Genomic DNA, 16,204 nt, shown 5'->3' on the forward strand with positions numbered 1-16,204 from the left:
GTCCTGGTTTTAACCGGACGCCCTTTTTGATTCGTTTATTCTGTTACATTTTAATGAATGATTCGGAATACTTTTCTCCGTTCTTCGTTTGGATTACTAAGAAATAACGTCCGCTAGTCAATCCGGCTAATGAAAGTTTCGAGTCTTTTTTATCGGTATTGATCACGCGTTCTCCCAATTGTGAGTAAACCTGGATGCTGGAAGCATCTAACAGATCAAAGTTCTCGATAGTCAAATAATCCGTTGTCGGGTTCGGAGACAGGATGATTTTCTTCCCGTCAACTTCCAGTAAGCTCAAAGGATGTGAACCTTCAACCACCGTGATCGGCTCATTGATCGTTGGGTTGTTGATCTGGTCAACATGTCCGGAAGGCCATTTGATAAATAGCGAGTCAATCACCGTTGCAGTTCCCAAACCGAAGTGAGCATTCAACGTATTCATGTATCTGAAACCGTCACCGCTTCTGATGTCACGGATTTGTTTTCCCCATGAACCGTAAATCTCTACGCGTGCACCGATTCCATTGTAATTACTTTGAATTCCCTGAAGATTGATAGTAATCCAGTTATTCCCGTTCGGATTTGCCATATAAACCGTATTCCCGTTTCTTACATCCAGGAATCCGTCATTGTTCAAATCACCAACAGAACCACTTTGAAAGGCATAAACGATCGGGTAGAAGGTCATATCACCGTTTCCGAACATGATTTTGTTTCCGCCTCCCATTACGTCCGTATATCCGTCGTTATCGAAATCAAAAGAAACGTGTTCGATGCTTAAGCTCGTGTTTACATCCCATCCGGAACCGGAAGTAATGTCTGTAAATGTACCGTCTCCGTTGTTTTTCATCAGGAAGTGCCCGCCGTCATCTGTGGAACTTGCTCCAACCAACGCATCCATCCAACCGTCGTTGTTGTAATCATTCCATGCGGAAGACCATGACTGGCTTGGGTTTGCCATTCCGGCAGCTGTAGAAACGTCTGTGAAAACTCCACCACCGTCGTTGCGGTGCAATTCATCGATTTTCGCAGTGGAAGCACCTCCGCGGCACTTAGCAATGTATAAATCCTGGTCACCGTCGTTATCGTAATCCATCCAGATAGAGCCGTAGTTTCCTCCTTCCGGGTGATCACCCAATCCGCCTGTATGGAAAGTCAAATTCCCGCTTCCGTCATTGATGTAATAAACATTCGGATCGATATCGTGGCAGGAAAATGCATCCAGGTTCCCATCGTTGTTGATGTCCACGAAATTCGTGCGCTGACAGAATACGTATTCCGTACCGGAGATTTCCGTATAAGCCGTTCCTGTTGCATTTGCTTTCATAAATGTTACACCCGAACCGCTTCCGTAAAGCATATCGTTGAATCCGTTCTTATCGATATCCCCGATTGCCATACTCCAGGAAGGCTGGAACATAGTAGTGGAAGTAGGGATGTTTGTTGTAGTGAAAGAACCGTTGGTTTGCTGATACAGGATTTGTACGCTGGAAGAAGATACGGTCACGATATCATCCAAAAAGTCACCGTTCATGTCTGTTGTTGCCAAACCATAAGTTCCGCTAACTGTCGGGAATGTACTTGCGGTAAAAGTAATCGGAGGTGTCGGAGGCACAACGATCGGGCTTTCCGTTAGCTTAAAGCTGAACCCGTTGGAAGACCAGCGATTGTCAAAAGCAATGGTATAAGTTGTTCCGCTGGTTACGTTGAAAGTAGCCAAAGAAGTTAATCCGCTTCCGCTGTCATCGTCTCCGGTAACACAGGTAAGTGCCCCGCAAACTCCGGAGTAAACATGGAATCGGGTATCGGTTCCGTTTGAAGCCGGAAGGTCCGTGGTTAAAGTCACGGTATAATCATCGTTGGGAGTGTAGGTATACCACTCACCGGCAGTCTGGCCAGTACCGTTTGTAGTACAAACCAATGTTGGTACATCTGTCCCGTCAACAGCCGTAACTACATACGTGGTTGCCGGCATGATCGACAAAGCAGTAGCACAGGTGTTTTGAGCCTGGGAAATTGCCGGGATTCCCAGCAAAAGGAAAAAAGTAAAATTAATTTTCATAATCCTTGGTTTTTAAGTTCATAAATAGGGTATTAGTTGCAGGTTTGTTTCCAATTGATCCATTCTTCAAGAAGCTGTAAACCTTCTTCGTGAACGATGGTTCTGCCGAGTAGTGGCATGCGTTCGCTCGGAAGGGTAGATCCCAGTCGATAATACATCATCGAGCGGGCTTTGTCGCTTGGTTTAATGATATAGGCTAGAGTTGAATTGATAAATTCTTCCGGTTCCACACACAAACCTAAGTTAATGGCTTCATCGGTTTCTGAAAACGCCAGGCGCATCGGGCGGTAGGAGCAGTGTTTTCCTTCGGCGTGACAGTGCGCACAGTTGATGTCCACATAAGAACGAAAGCGTTCGTCAACAGTTTTCGTCTGGTCCATGTAATTGACTGTAGAGACGATATTTCCCGGAAGGTTATTCTGCAAATACCCGACAGCGATCAATTTTTGCAATTGATTTTGAGTGCCGCTTTCATAGGCATAATCGATATTCAGGTTCTGAGGTTTGATCCCGATCGGAATAGGCTCGTCGTTGAGTTTGTGACACGTATGACATTCCGTTTGGTTGGGAATGCGGTAAGCAGTGCTTTTCGGAGTTCCGTTCTGAAGCCAGCTGATATTGGTATAGCTTCCGTTCATATCCAGGTAAGCTTCTGTTTGTTCGGTGTTCCAGACGTAATTGGCAAAGATCCAACCCGAAGATTTCCGGATCATAATGCGTGTTTCGATAATGCGGGTATTTCCTGCGGGCTGCACATCGTCGTAGTAGAAGGTTTTGATCAAAGCAGCACCAACCGGAAGTTCCAGTACGTTGTGATCGCCATTGTAGGTTGCCTGAGTTCCGTTCGGCATCCAGATAAAGCGCTTTTTATGCGCATAATCCGTGAAAAGTCCTGAAGCAGGCTCGTAAGGAATCACTTTGTCGGCAGGTGTCTGATTTTTAAGATCACCCTGAAAAAAGCGGTAATCGGACAATTTGGGATACGGAACCGTTGTCAGGTCAACAGAAACTCCCGTATTTTCTTCCACGGGTGGATCGATGGGTTCTACTTTGGGTTTCTTTTTACAAGCGGGAACTGTAAAAAGCATCAAAACCAGCGCCGCTATGGCACAGGAAGAGATAATCAGTCGGTTCGAATCAGTTCTTTTTCGGTTCATAAAGCGTATTGTAGCTTTTACCTTTCGGTAAGTTTGGAAAAAGGTAGCATTTATTTTGAATAATCCTTCCTTTCCGTTAACAATTGTTTCACAATACTATAGAGTCCGGATTGATAAGAAACGTTGCTTTGAAACGAGTGTTTGTGAAAATTTTGTTGATTTATCAATACAGGAATAAATTCTTAACAAATTGATTCGGTGATTCCGGATTTGAATTACATCTGTTTGTTTCAAGGAGGCCCTGAGTGTCGGGACGAACGAACGCAGAGGAACACGCAGAGATATAATAACCTCTATCTGTCTGCCATATTGGCCTTTTTACAATTGAACCATTAGAAACCAAACCATAGGCTACATATTTTGGATAATGCTATGTGTTCTATGTGCACTATGTGGTTCACAAAAAATCCCTGATTCGTCTCAGCAAACCAGGGATTCAATGTATTTGAATGATAGATTATCCTACCAGGTCAACATTCAGGATATCGTCTGTTTTGGTTACTTTCAGTAATCCGTGTTTTGTCAATCCTTTGATACTGGTATCCCAGGCTTTGTTGCTCAGGTTTACCGATTCTTTCAAAGTCAGCAGGTTCATGCTTTTCTCGCGCTGCATGATATCGAAGATCAATTGCTCGTTTTCATTCAGTACCACTTTTACCACTTTCTCCGGGCGCATTTGCGGGAAGAACAATACTTCCTGGATAGAAGGATTATTGGTCAGATACATGATCAAACGGTCCATTCCGATTCCCAATCCGGATGTCGGTGGCATTCCGTATTCCAAAGCACGTAAGAAATCCTGGTCGATCAATCCGTTTGCTTCATCGTCTCCTTTTTCGGAAAGACGCACCTGGTCTTCGAAACGCTCGCGCTGATCGATCGGGTCATTCAACTCGGAATAAGCATTCGCGATTTCTTTTCCGCAGACCATCAATTCAAATCGTTCCGTCAGTTCCGGGTTGTCGCGGTGTGTTTTACACAATGGCGACATTTCTTTCGGATAATCCGTGATGAACGTCGGTTGGATGTAATTTCCTTCACATTTTTCCCCGAAAATCTCATCGATCAATTTTCCTTTCCCCATGGTTTCATCCACCTGAATTCCCATTCCTTTGGCAGCTGCCCGCAATTCATCTTCCGATTTACCGGCAATGTCAAAACCGGTGAAATCAATGATGGATTGACGCATGGTTACACGCTTGTACGGTGCTTTGAAGCTGATTTTGTGTTCACCGAACGTACATTCTGCTGTTCCGTTTACGGCTGTTGCACAATGTTCCAATAAACGCTCCGTGAAATCCATCATCCAGTTGTAATCTTTGTAAGAAACATAGATTTCCATGGCTGTAAATTCCGGATTGTGCGTTCTGTCCATTCCTTCGTTGCGGAAATTCTTCGAGAATTCATAAACTCCGTCAAATCCACCTACAATCAGTCTTTTCAGGTACAATTCGTTTGCGATACGCATGTACAAAGGAATATCCAGCGCATTGTGGTGCGTAATGAACGGCCTTGCAGAAGCTCCTCCGGGAATTGCCTGCAAAATCGGTGTTTCAACTTCCATATAACCGGCATCGTTGAAGAAATTACGCATCGCTGAAAACAATTTCGTGCGTTTTACGAACACTTCTTTCACCTGCGGATTTACCACTAAATCAACATAGCGCTGACGGTAACGCAATTCCGGGTCAGTAAATGCATCATGTACGTTTCCTTCGGCATCCGTTTTAGGAAGCGGAAGCGGTTTCAGGGATTTGCTCAACAACTGGAATTCTTTCACATTTACGGAAACTTCTCCCACTTGCGTTTTGAACACTTCTCCTTTGATCCCGATGAAATCACCCAGGTCCAGCCACTTTTTGAACAGGTCGTTGTAAAGCATTTTGTCTTCTCCCGGACAAATTTCGTCGCGGTTGAAATACACTTGTATCCTTCCTTCGGAATCTTGTAATTCAGCAAAAGAAGCCTTTCCCATTACACGCTGACTCATCATTCTACCTGCCAGGCAAACGATCTTTCCTTCTTCAAAATTGTTCTTGATAGAAGCGGAATAATCGGTTACCGGGTAAAGTGCAGCAGGATAAGGATCGATCCCCGCATCGCGTAAGTGTTGCAACGTTTGTCGTCGCTGGATTTCTTGTTCTGATAATTCTTGTGACATTTTTTTGATGTTAAGACCTCAGGATTTAAGATTTCAGGACCTTAATCCGAGGTTCTATTTTAATAGTTAGTATTTAATTTAATAATGTTTGAACCTGACATCACCAATGCGGACAGCTATCACAGCCATTCTTGGTTTTGATGTAGAACATCAGTCCCAAAGATACATTGTAGGAAGCTAATCCGAAAGCTTGTTTTGCACGTTGGTTTCGATCTGCCGGCCGGGTTTTCACTCCGGGAAGATGAGCAAAGGCCAATCCGCCTTCCGCCTGGATGAATACATGCTTGAAAAATTCGAGACGGGCGCTGGCATTTGCACCGATTCCATAACCGGAAAGTGCTGTCGAACGATTTGTCTGCTGGTTTGCAAAGTAAAAATTCGTTGTCGTCAGCATCGGGCCGATGTTCAAACCAACATTCCCGGTAACTGCAAACTGTCTTCTGTCTCCCAGTTCCAACAAGTCGAATGAACGCATCAATTCGATTCTCAAATAATTCAATCCTCCCGAATGCTCATAATGCAATTGGGCCGGATCTATCAACAAACTTTCCTGCGTGTAATTTCCTTCCCAGGTAGAATCCGCCCCATAATCGAAATGACCGTCCAACGTGACTTCCTTGTTGTGCGCCATCACGTAATTGAAATGGTCTACACCAACAGACAAGGCCCATTTTTCCGTGAAATAATATCCGATCCGGAAGTTGTATTGCGGAATCGTCATATTCATCGGATTCAAATACAGGTTTGCCCCGAATTTCGGTTGCCTGTCCGTTGCTCTTACACCGCTGAGCTTGAAATCATAGTTCGAGCCTAGGAAATGGATCGTCGACGGTGTGTACGCAGTTCGATTATAGCCCCAATAGAAGAAAAGTGTACCGGCATTGGTACTTCTCTTCCGTTGATGCTTTCGGATCTGTGCATCAGCCGGGGTGGCAATCACTGCTAAAAGGAAAAGGAATAACAGCTTTTTGTGCATGTTGATTTATTTAGTCATTTTAAGAAAGCTCACTTCTTTCTCCGTTAAATGGCGGTAATAACCTCTTGGCAAATCTTTCTTCGTCAAGCTTGCAAATTGAACGCGGTCCAATTTTACCACTTCGTATCCCAGTTTTTCAAACATACGGCGTACGATGCGGTTTTTCCCGGAATGGATCTCAATCCCGACTTCACGGCCGGATTTTCCGTCTGTAACGTATTCTGCCTTATCTGCCTGGATGCGTCCGTCTTCCAGTTCGATTCCGCGCATCAATAATTCCAAATGTTCTTTTTGAACCGGTTTATCGGTTTCCACGTGGTAAATCTTGGTAGCCTCATAACGCGGGTGAGTCAGCTTTTTAGCCATGTCCCCGTCGTTTGTGAACAGCAACAACCCGGTTGTGTCGCGGTCTAACCGACCTACCGGATAAATACGTTCTTTGCAGGCATTGATGACCAATCCCATTACGGTTTTGCGCCCCAGCGGATCATCCATCGTAGTAATGAATCCCTTCGGTTTATTCAAAAGCACGTAACGTTTGGTCTCAGCATTGATCGTTTCACCGTCATACTGTACTTTGTCCCCTTTCTTGATCTTGTACCCCAATTCGGTAACGATCTCACCGTTTACGGAAACAACTCCGGTCTGGATCAATACATCAGCCTCTCTGCGGGAGCAAACTCCGGCATTCGACAAGTATTTGTTCAAACGGACATCTTCTTCGTTGAAAGTCGGCAATGGATCACCTTTGCGAACTTTCGGTTTGAAATGAGGTTTTGAAGATCCTTCAGCCGCTGCTGCGGGCTTGGATGCGCTTTTAGGCTTTGCGCCTTTTGGTGCCGGTTTCCCGGTTCTTGAAGAAGTAGGTTTTGAACCTCTTCCGGTTGTGGTACGGCCTTTCCCTGTACCTGTTTTTCTTGTGTTCATCACGAGCAGAATTTAATGTTTACTATCGCAGTAGACGGCACAAAGATAAGACGTTTAATTGAGAAAAGTTACAAAGCTGAAAATCAAGTGGTTTTTCATGTAGGCGCGCGATTAATCGCGTGCCTACATGAAAATTTCAATTTATGTCGAAAACGCATCCTCAATATGCTCCAGCTTGGTACGGAATTGATTGTGAACGATCGAAATGATGTCGAAACGTACTTCGTTGGGCAAATCGCGGGATTGGATGTATTCATTGGCGCAAAAGATGATTTGCCGCTGCTTCTTTTTGGTAACTGCCATCCAGGGTTCACCGATCTCTGCCGTTTGCCGCGTTTTTACTTCAACAACGACAATCTTTTCGTCCTTTTGTGCAATGATATCTATTTCGAATTTCAAATAGCGGTAGTTCGTCTTGCGAATGGTGTAACCGTTTCTGAGCAAAAATTTTTGAGCCATCTGCTCCCCGAAAATGCCTAATTCCTGGTCTGTCATGAGCCTTTTCTTATATAATTTAAGAAAAAAGATGACATTTTGCAAAGTTCAAAAGAGTTCAAAAGAGTTCAAAAGAGTTCAAAAGAGTTCAAAAAGAAGATTTGTTTAAACCCTTTAAACGTTTTGAACACATTGAACAGCATTAGCGCGTTTTAAACTCAATACTGCTGCCTCCGGCACCTTTGATCACTTGCTGCCCGAATTCAAACTCCAGTTCTTTGGCTACTTTTCCGCGCTTGTCGTAGATTTTCATCTTTCCGTGTTTCAGGCCGTTTTTGTATTCGGTTTCTGAAACAGGATTTCCTCTTCTGTCCAACTCGGTGGATTTACCTTCCAATAACCCGTTTTTGTAAGTCGTGGTGTTGCTCGGAATATGTCCGCCCGGCCAGTATGTGTACCAAACTCCGTCCTTTTCGCCGTTTTTGTAATCTCCTTCTTCGGTTTTCTTGTAATCCTTTTGAGAGTAGGAAACAGCGTGTCCGTCTTTGATGCTTTCTTTCACATCGTAGTCTTTCAGCGGCCCGTTCGGGATTTTCGATTTCTTGGTAATGACTTTGTAATTGAATACGTCTTTCGGTTTTCCATTGTCGAAGAAGCTGGTCCATTCGCCCGTTTTTTCCCCGTCTTTGTAATTTCCGAAAACATTCGGTTTCCCTGTCGGGAAATAGGATTCCCATTTTCCGTTCAAAAGACCGTTCTTAAATGTGGCAATGTTCTTTTCTTTCCCGTTTTCCCAATAATTCACCCAGGTTCCTTCTTCCTTGTCTTTCACATACTTTCCGGACATAAGCAGCTGTCCGTTTTCGTACCAGGTTTCCCACAATCCTTGTTTCAGATCATCGACATAAGGTGAGCTTTTGAATTTACTTCCGTCTTTGTAAAAATACTGCCAGGTGCCGGTTTTCTTATCGTGATCGTATTCGGCGTAATTGCGCAATTCCCCTGTCGGATACCAATACGTCCATTTGCCGTTTTGTTTTCCATTATCGAAAGAACCTTCCATGTCTTTGGTTCCCTTTTTGGTATACCAGGTCCACAAACCGGATTTTTCACCGTTCTTGTAAGTTCCTTCTACGTTTACCTGCTCGTTGTCGTAAAAATACTTGTACGGCCCGTCCAGTTTCCCCTCTACATAATTGCTGATTTTTTCGGTCTTCCCGGTGTAATAGAAGAAATTCCAGGTGCTGTCTTTTTGCCCGTTCTTGAATTTTCCGCTGATCAGCAGATACCCGTAAATGGAAACTTCCTCAAAAGGGCCGTCTTTCAACCCGTTTTTGTAGTTATACCATTCTTTTTCCATTCCGGTATCGAAGAAAGTGAGGTATTCCCCGTTTCCGTCCTTTACTTTTTGGGTGTGAAGGCTGTCGGGCATCCAGAAGTCACGCAGGTAAGTCGTGGTATCAATGATTTCTTCGACTTGTTTTTTCTGCCCGGTGAGGTAATAGTATTCCCAAAAACCAACAGGTTTTCCCAATTTATAATTTCCCTGGACGCTGAGTTTTCCCAGTTCGTTCCATTCGCGGAAGACGCTGTCCTGTTCTCCCATTTTGAAATAACCTTCCTGCTTGTTTTTACCGTTCGGGTGGAAGGAAACCACTCTTCCATGTAATTTCCCGCGGTAATAATTGCGTTCTTCGATCACGGTTCCGAACCGGTCGTAATACAGCCATTTTCCGTGTTTATCACGCGATTCTCCCAGTAAATCCTTGTAATAACTCCCGATGGATTCCAGCTTGGTTTGTTGAAAATCATAATAGTTTTTCTCCTTGGGTGTCAGGTTCTCTTTGTTTATAACCTGGCCCAATCCTGTGAAAGCGCATAACAAAAAGAGGAAACAAACGAACTTCATGGAATAAATGATGTTTTTAACTGTATAATTATGAATGGGGTGAAATGTTACAAGAGCTATTTATGCAGGAAACCTTTGATGACCAACAGCACACCTGTTCCGATAATGATCAGGCCGATCAGGCGGTTCAATCCGGTTAGTACATTGTCGGTAATGAAAGGACGGAGTTTCTTTGCCCCGATAATTTTCAGAAGATCTACCGAAAAGAAGGTAACCATGATGATCAGGATGTACCAGTAAGTGCTTTCGTCAATGGCATTGTCCGCGTTCTTTTTCCCGTCTGCTCCAAGTGCGATTACGGTAATCCAGTAAAAGATTACTCCCGGGTTGGCAAAATTCAGCAGGAAACCTTTGAGTCCGAGTAAAATCAGGTCCTTGGTTTGATTGTTCAGTTGTTTGTCCGCTTCTTTTTTATCCTCTTTGGGTTTCTTCAGCAGGGTTACCAGGCCGAAGATCATGAGAACAAATCCACCCACGATCGAAATGATGTGCCCGTATTCACCGGAGGTTATTTTGGTAACCTGGGCATAAAAAACAAGCGCAATGAGGATGTAAACAAGGTCGGAAAGAAGCACTCCCAGATCAAATGCAATGGCGGCCCGGATTCCTTTTCGGATGCTTGTTTCCAAAAGAAGAAAGAATACGGGACCGATCATTATACTGAGTATAAATCCGGTAATAATTCCTTTGAGTAAAATATCTAGCAAAAGTTCGGTTTTTCTGTTTTTACAAATATAGTCATTCGATTTACGCGTGAGCGGGATTTCTGAAAGAAAGCATGGTTTGGAAGCGGAAATCCGAATGATTTTGTAAAAAAACGATATAGATGCTATTTTAACTGCTAAGAAGTCATTACATTTGCCATGTCTTGAAAGTTGAAGTATGAAAACGGCCATTGCCAATAAAAAATTAGAAACAATTATTTCCAACGTGGAAAAAGAAGGGATCGCTTACAAAGGTGTTGTGGAGGATTTGAAAGAATTGCGCGAACAAGCTTTGAAAGAACAAGATCCTTTGGTGGTGAAGGTTTTACGTTTGTCTTATGAGTACCTGCAGGACAGAAACGCGTTTGATGTTCAGGCACAATACGAGGAAGATGAGGAAGGGAACGAATATCCGCTGGAGATCGAAGACCAGGAAAACTTCCTTTACTTACTGAACTTATTGAAAAATGCGGAACACAAGATCAACAGAGAAGAAATCAAGGATTACCGTACAGCTTTGAAACAGGAATTGTACTAAAAGCGGCTTAAAATACGTTTAACCCTGACTCCCGAAGATACCCGGGACGTCAGGGTTTTTTTATTGCGTTTTGGGAAATCTCATTATTTTAGTGACAGATTGGAAAAGGGGAAAAAACATTTGGGCCATATCGAATCGTTGCGCGCTTTGGCGGCTTTGATCGTACTGCTCTTCCATTTTATTTCCTTTTCGGATGCAAAGGGCCCGTTGATCGAAAATGAGCTTGTTCGCAAGTATTCCGAATTCGGTGCGCAGGGCGTAGAATTGTTCTACATCATTTCCGGTTTTGTAATCTATTATTCGCTTACAAGTACTTCGTTCGGTATTCAGAACTACCCGAAATACCTCCTAAAGCGATTTGCACGTATTTTTCCACCCTTTTTGGGAACCATCGCATTGATCTGTATCGCACCGTACTTTTTCGGATGGCCTTTTCCGTATTCGGCGAAACAGTTGCTCGAGAACGCCACGCTTTCGGTAGATCTGTTCAAGGATACACAATGGATGAACCCGATTTTTGTGACGCTGAAGGTGGAATTTTTGTTTTACCTGGTGATTGGCCTGTTGGTCATTCCGCTCCACAAAACGATCTGGAGTTACGCATTGATTACCTTTTCAGCACTTATTTCAGCGTATTATTTCCATTCGATCGACCTGGTCCATAATATCCCTTTTTTCCTGATAGGAATTGCCTGTTCGGAGATTTACAGATCGCGCAGCCTGGTGCTTAATTACAGTTTGATTGCTGCTTGTTTGGTGTTCCTGTACCTGATTTTCCCCATGGAGGACGTGGTGATTTCGGTAATTGGAGTAGTATTCCTGCTTTGGGTAAAAATCAAAAGTATCTGGCTGGAATCAATCGGGAAATTCTCTTATTCCCTGTACCTCACACATGGATTTTCCGGCGGATTATTCCTGTACTATTGCAAGAATCAAAGACATGTCGACTGGAACCCGTGGGTGTATTTCACATGTGCTGTTTTGGGCGCGATCGTATTTGCCTACTGCTATTACAGGGTGATTGAACAACGCTCGATACGCTGGTCGAAGAGCATTAAGTATTAGAATGATCAATGATTCAATGATGAATTATCAAGCAGTAATCTTCTTGATAATTAACCAATTCATTATTGATAATTAATTTGTGAAGCGGTACTTGATGATGCAGAATATCGCTCTGAAACCGTCTTTCCAGCCAATTTTCTTCCCTTCTTCGTATGTTCTTCCGTAATAGGAAATACCCACTTCGTAAATGCGGATTCCTTTGCGTTTTGCCAGTTTTGCAGTGATTTCAGGCTCAATTCCGAAACGGTTTTCCTTGATCTTGATATCTTTTGCAATCGAAGAACGGATTAACTTATAACAGGTTTCCATGTCGGTTAAATTCAGGTTCGTCATCATGTTGGAAAGTCCTGTCAGGAATTTATTTCCTTTGGAATGCCAGTAAAAGAGAATACGATGAGGTTGATGTCCCATGAAGCGGGAACCGTAAACCACGTCTGCATTGTCCATGTAAACCGGTTTTAAAAGCAAATTGTATTCTTCGGGGTCGTATTCCAGATCCGCGTCCTGGATAATGATGTATTCTCCGGTTGCTTCCTGGATTGCGCGATTGATGGCAGCTCCTTTTCCCTGGTTGTAAGGCTGTGAGAAAAGACGGATATCCATTTCCGGATTTGCGGCCATATACGCTTCAATGCGTTCAACGGTGTTATCCTTTGAACAATCGTTGACAATTACCAATTCTTTGTGAACGTCGTTTTCCAATTGCACCTTTTTGATCTTGTCCAGGATCAGGTGAATGGTTGGGCCTTCGTTATAAGCCGGTATAAGAATGGATAATTTTTGAATCATGTCTGGATAACGTAAAAAAGGGAATTTTATTAGAGGTTCATTTCCGGCACAAAATCGGGTACAACCAGATCTCCTTCTGTTTTGGAAACGATTTCTTCCACACTCACCCCCGGAGCGCGCTCAATCAGGTGGAATTTATTGTCTTTGATCTCCAGCACAGCCAGTTCGGTTACGACCTTCTTCACGCAGCCGACACCTGTCAAAGGCAACGTACAAGCTTTCAATATTTTCGATTCACCGGCTTTGTTGGAATGCATCATCGCGACGATAATATTCTCGGCAGAAGCAACCAAATCCATCGCTCCACCCATTCCTTTCACCATTTTTCCAGGAATTTTCCAGTTGGCGATATCCCCGTTCTGGGAAACTTCCATGGCTCCGAGAACCGTCAACTGAACGTGCTGGCCGCGGATCATGGCAAATGAAGTAGCAGAATCAAAGATGGATGCTCCCGGTCTCAATGTTACGGTTTGTTTTCCGGCGTTGATCAGATCCGGATCTTCTTCTCCTTCGAACGGGAAAGGCCCCATTCCAAGAATCCCGTTTTCAGACTGGAATTCCACTTCGATGCCTTCAGGAATGTAGTTTGCAACCAAAGTCGGAATACCGATTCCCAGGTTTACATACCAACCGTCCTGTAATTCCTGTGCAATGCGTTTTGCAATTCCGTTTTTATCTAGTGCCATGTGCTTTATTTTAACTCAATAATCTCAATGGTCGGACGTGATAGCTTGAAATGCTTTCTTTCCGGGTTCCAAATATAAATAATCAATCGGGATTCTTCGCTCAGAAAATGCTTTGCGCTGTACGGATAGTTCAATTTAAATTGCTGCACATTCTCTCCGTAATACCAGCGCAGGTTCTGATATTCATATCTCAAATTGACATCTGAAGAATCGTTCGTGGAAACTACTGCGTTGAAATCGTTCAGGTGCTTGTCCGTTTTCCAGTCACCTTTCAGGTTGATCTGGATCTGCTTGTTGCGCCATTCGGGTCGGATCGGTCCGTCGTAGAACAGGATAAATTCCTCATCGGATTGTTTGGTTTTTCCGATCGAATCGAATAAATGAACTTGTTTGAAAGGAATTTTTCGCCTCAAAGCAATGTACGTGCTGGCCGGATCCTTCGCTACGACTTTGTAAGCGCTGATATCGTCTTTCGGGAATAGCCAGGTTGTTTTGGTGAGGATCAGATCACTGCCCGGCTGGAAGTCTTTTTGAAGCGTTCCTACATGTTTTACCGGATGATCCGGGTTCGTGCGCTCAAAATGAGCATAAGTCAACTGCTGAATCGGGTAAATACTCACCGTTTCGTTCGGTTTCAGATCTTTCGTGGCAGCTTCGTAGAATGCTTTGCTCATGCGGTCATCCGGAGAGAAAACAGAGGTGTTTAAGTTCAATTTTGCGAGAAAACTAACCGGGAAGAACAAAAGTACTACCAGGAAATACCGGGAGAATTTGTGCCGGACAAAAAGCACGGTCAGTGCCAGGATACTTAAAGGAATCAGGTACATTGCTGCGCGGTCTTCCGGGTAATTGACCTTCATCACTTTTGCCAGGAAAAGGATCGCGAAAATGTTTCCGGCAATGAGCATACACAACCAGAAAGAAGTACCGGTAAGAAAATTCAGCCACGATTCTTTTCGCCATTGCAGGAACAGGATGATTGCTCCTGCGAAGCCGATCAGCAGGTAAGCAATACGGAGCCAGTTTGCATCGTAAAATAAAATATAGCGCGAAAGTGTTTTCCCGGTTACCCACCAAAGTCCGTCCAGGCTTCCGTAATACAAAGCGCCGGCTTCCTTCAGTTCGAAACTGAACCGGATCAGCGGAAGGAGTGAAAAGCAGAAAACGATCACTAAACATGCATGGAATACCAGGGCTTTGATCCCTATTTTCTTCGCAAAAAGCAGGGCGATGAAAACAACGTAAGCGCAAAGAATCAAACTCGTAACGAGGTAAGTCAGATTTGAAAGCACGGCCAGATAAAGGAATAAAAGCAATAGGATCAAATGACCGGTATGTTTCGCCTTCAGCCAAACGGATAATTGGAATAAAGCGGCCATGAAAAATCCGATTGCCAGGCCATAGCCCCTCGTATAGCTGAAATAGTCGAAAATCCACGGAATGGTGTTCAATGCCACAAAACAAAGTTCTCCCCAGATTCCCAGGTTCAGGTTGCGGGTCAGTTTTCTGCTCGACCAAAAGTACAGGCAAAAACACAAAACAGCAGGAAGCCTGAAAAGGAAGAAGTGTTCCCCGAACCAGCGGTACGAAAGGTTTCCAAGCCAGCTGTTGAACAAATGATTGTTGGCGTCCATCAACGAACGGCCACCTCTGATTTCCCCCGTTTCGATGTAATGAAAATAAGTTGCTACTTCATCGTGAATAGGTTCCACAATCCAGGCTCTTAAAATGGCGTAGATCAGCAACCCCAAAAAGAGTATCCAGGTAATGAGCCGTTCCGAAGAGTCAGAATAAATAGTTTTGGAGTTTTTTTGAATCAAAATAGTCCTGTTTTTTCGTTTAGATTCATGCAAATGTAAAATGATTTCGGTTGCAATCAATAAATAATAGCTGCAAGAAGCCCGAAACTTCGGGACAAGATCAATCCGCCACGGCGGATCGCTTTTCTTCTCTCACTTTTTGGTTACCGCAAGAATTTTAATATGAATCCCTGAAAGATTTACCTGGTTCTATGACCTCGGTTGAAGAAATTAAACTACTAGAAAAAGAAAAAGTGGCCAAATCAGCCACTTATTATCTAATCGAAAGAAGGTCATTTATTTCTGACGAACAGTTCTTTGCTCGATGCGTTTTTCAAATTTTTCTCCCTGGAAAATGCGCTGAACGAAAATTCCCGGAGTGTGAATGAAGTTGGGGTCCAATTCTCCTGCGGGAACCAGTTCTTCCACTTCTGCAACGGTGATTTTTCCGGCCATAGCCATCATCGGGTTGAAGTTGCGGGCAGTAGCCTTAAAGATCAGGTTTCCTTCCGTATCACCTTTCCAGGCTTTTACCAATGCGAAATCGGCTGTTAATGCACTTTCCAGGATGTGTGGTTTCCCGTTGAAAACACGTACTTCTTTTCCTTCGGCTACTTCTGTTCCATACCCGGCTGGAGTAAAGAACATCGGGATTCCGGCACCTCCGGCTCTGCAACGCTCAGCCAGAGAACCCTGGGGGATTAAATCCACTTCCAGTTCACCGGAAAGCATCTGGCGTTCGAATTCTTCGTTTTCACCCACGTAGGAAGAAATCATTTTTTTGATCTGCTTCTTTTGCAAGAGCAAACCCAAACCAAAGTCGTCGACCCCGGCATTGTTTGAAATACAAGTCAAACCTTTCGTTCCCATTTTCACCAATTGTGCAATGGAGTTTTCAGGAATTCCGCATAGTCCGAATCCGCCGACCATCAGGGTCATGTTGTCTTCAATGCCAGCCAGGGCTTCTTCTACGTTTTTTACAACTTTATTCATGGT

Annotated in this window: 14 protein-coding genes; 2 read left to right on the forward strand and 12 right to left on the reverse strand. The window is 43.8% G+C overall.

What is annotated here, in order from left to right:
- Nucleotides 1-43: 43 nt before the first annotated feature.
- The 8 genes from ABDW02_RS14005 to ABDW02_RS14040 all read right to left on the reverse strand — a co-directional run bounded on the left by ABDW02_RS14005 (nt 44) and on the right by ABDW02_RS14040 (nt 10,523).
- A complete protein-coding gene (locus ABDW02_RS14005) occupies nt 44-2,062 on the reverse strand; it encodes an FG-GAP-like repeat-containing protein (RefSeq protein ID WP_343635458.1) in 2,019 nt (672 codons plus the stop codon).
- Nucleotides 2,063-2,094: 32 nt separating this feature from the next.
- Complete coding sequence (locus ABDW02_RS14010) at nt 2,095-3,219, reverse strand: hypothetical protein (protein WP_343635460.1); 1,125 nt, start codon at nt 3,217-3,219, stop codon at nt 2,095-2,097.
- A gap of 457 nt (nt 3,220-3,676) precedes the next feature.
- Complete coding sequence (gene lysS / locus ABDW02_RS14015) at nt 3,677-5,380, reverse strand: lysine--tRNA ligase (RefSeq protein ID WP_343635462.1); 1,704 nt, start codon at nt 5,378-5,380, stop codon at nt 3,677-3,679.
- Nucleotides 5,381-5,480: 100 nt separating this feature from the next.
- Entirely contained in the window at nt 5,481-6,356 is an 876-nt protein-coding gene (locus ABDW02_RS14020; RefSeq protein ID WP_343635464.1) for a hypothetical protein, read from the reverse strand.
- 6 nt (nt 6,357-6,362) lie between these two features.
- A complete protein-coding gene (locus ABDW02_RS14025; RefSeq protein ID WP_343635466.1) occupies nt 6,363-7,283 on the reverse strand; it encodes a pseudouridine synthase in 921 nt (306 codons plus the stop codon).
- Between the two features lie 141 nt (nt 7,284-7,424).
- Nucleotides 7,425-7,778 carry a YraN family protein gene (locus ABDW02_RS14030; protein WP_343635468.1) on the reverse strand — a complete coding sequence of 118 codons (354 nt, stop codon included), beginning with the start codon at nt 7,776-7,778 and terminating at the stop codon, nt 7,425-7,427.
- Between the two features lie 142 nt (nt 7,779-7,920).
- The gene (locus ABDW02_RS14035; RefSeq protein ID WP_343635470.1) at nt 7,921-9,627 is read right to left on the reverse strand and encodes a hypothetical protein; all 1,707 of its coding nucleotides are present in this window, start codon (nt 9,625-9,627) and stop codon (nt 7,921-7,923) included.
- A gap of 56 nt (nt 9,628-9,683) precedes the next feature.
- On the reverse strand, nt 9,684-10,523 hold the full coding sequence (locus ABDW02_RS14040) for a LysE family translocator (protein ID WP_343635472.1): 840 nt from the start codon (nt 10,521-10,523) through the stop codon (nt 9,684-9,686).
- On the opposite strand from ABDW02_RS14040, the gene ABDW02_RS14045 reads away from it, so the two are divergent.
- Together ABDW02_RS14045 and ABDW02_RS14050 are read left to right on the forward strand one after the other, a co-directional pair.
- Nucleotides 10,510-10,869 carry a hypothetical protein gene (locus ABDW02_RS14045; RefSeq protein ID WP_343635474.1) on the forward strand — a complete coding sequence of 120 codons (360 nt, stop codon included), beginning with the start codon at nt 10,510-10,512 and terminating at the stop codon, nt 10,867-10,869. The two genes, ABDW02_RS14040 and ABDW02_RS14045, sit on opposite strands and share 14 nt — an antisense overlap.
- Nucleotides 10,870-10,968: 99 nt before the next feature.
- The gene (locus ABDW02_RS14050; protein WP_343635476.1) at nt 10,969-11,934 is read left to right on the forward strand and encodes an acyltransferase; all 966 of its coding nucleotides are present in this window, start codon (nt 10,969-10,971) and stop codon (nt 11,932-11,934) included.
- A 72-nt stretch (nt 11,935-12,006) separates the two neighbouring features.
- Here the strand turns inward: ABDW02_RS14050 and ABDW02_RS14055 are convergent, their stop codons facing one another.
- The 4 genes from ABDW02_RS14055 to ABDW02_RS14070 form a co-directional block, all read right to left on the reverse strand.
- Nucleotides 12,007-12,723 (reverse strand): glycosyltransferase family 2 protein, encoded by a 717-nt coding sequence (locus ABDW02_RS14055; protein ID WP_343635478.1) that lies wholly within the window; start codon nt 12,721-12,723, stop codon nt 12,007-12,009.
- Between the two features lie 29 nt (nt 12,724-12,752).
- Nucleotides 12,753-13,409, reverse strand: coding sequence for a CoA transferase subunit B (locus ABDW02_RS14060; RefSeq protein ID WP_343635480.1), 657 nt, complete (start codon nt 13,407-13,409; stop codon nt 12,753-12,755).
- Between the two features lie 5 nt (nt 13,410-13,414).
- Nucleotides 13,415-15,229, reverse strand: a complete 1,815-nt coding sequence (locus ABDW02_RS14065) for a hypothetical protein (RefSeq protein ID WP_343635482.1) — start codon at nt 15,227-15,229, stop codon at nt 13,415-13,417.
- A 276-nt stretch (nt 15,230-15,505) separates the two neighbouring features.
- Nucleotides 15,506-16,201 (reverse strand): CoA transferase subunit A, encoded by a 696-nt coding sequence (locus ABDW02_RS14070; RefSeq protein WP_343635484.1) that lies wholly within the window; start codon nt 16,199-16,201, stop codon nt 15,506-15,508.
- Nucleotides 16,202-16,204 lie beyond the last annotated feature (3 nt).

This window comes from Fluviicola sp. (genome assembly GCF_039596395.1).
In the GTDB taxonomy this organism is placed as follows: domain Bacteria; phylum Bacteroidota; class Bacteroidia; order Flavobacteriales_D; family Crocinitomicaceae; genus Fluviicola.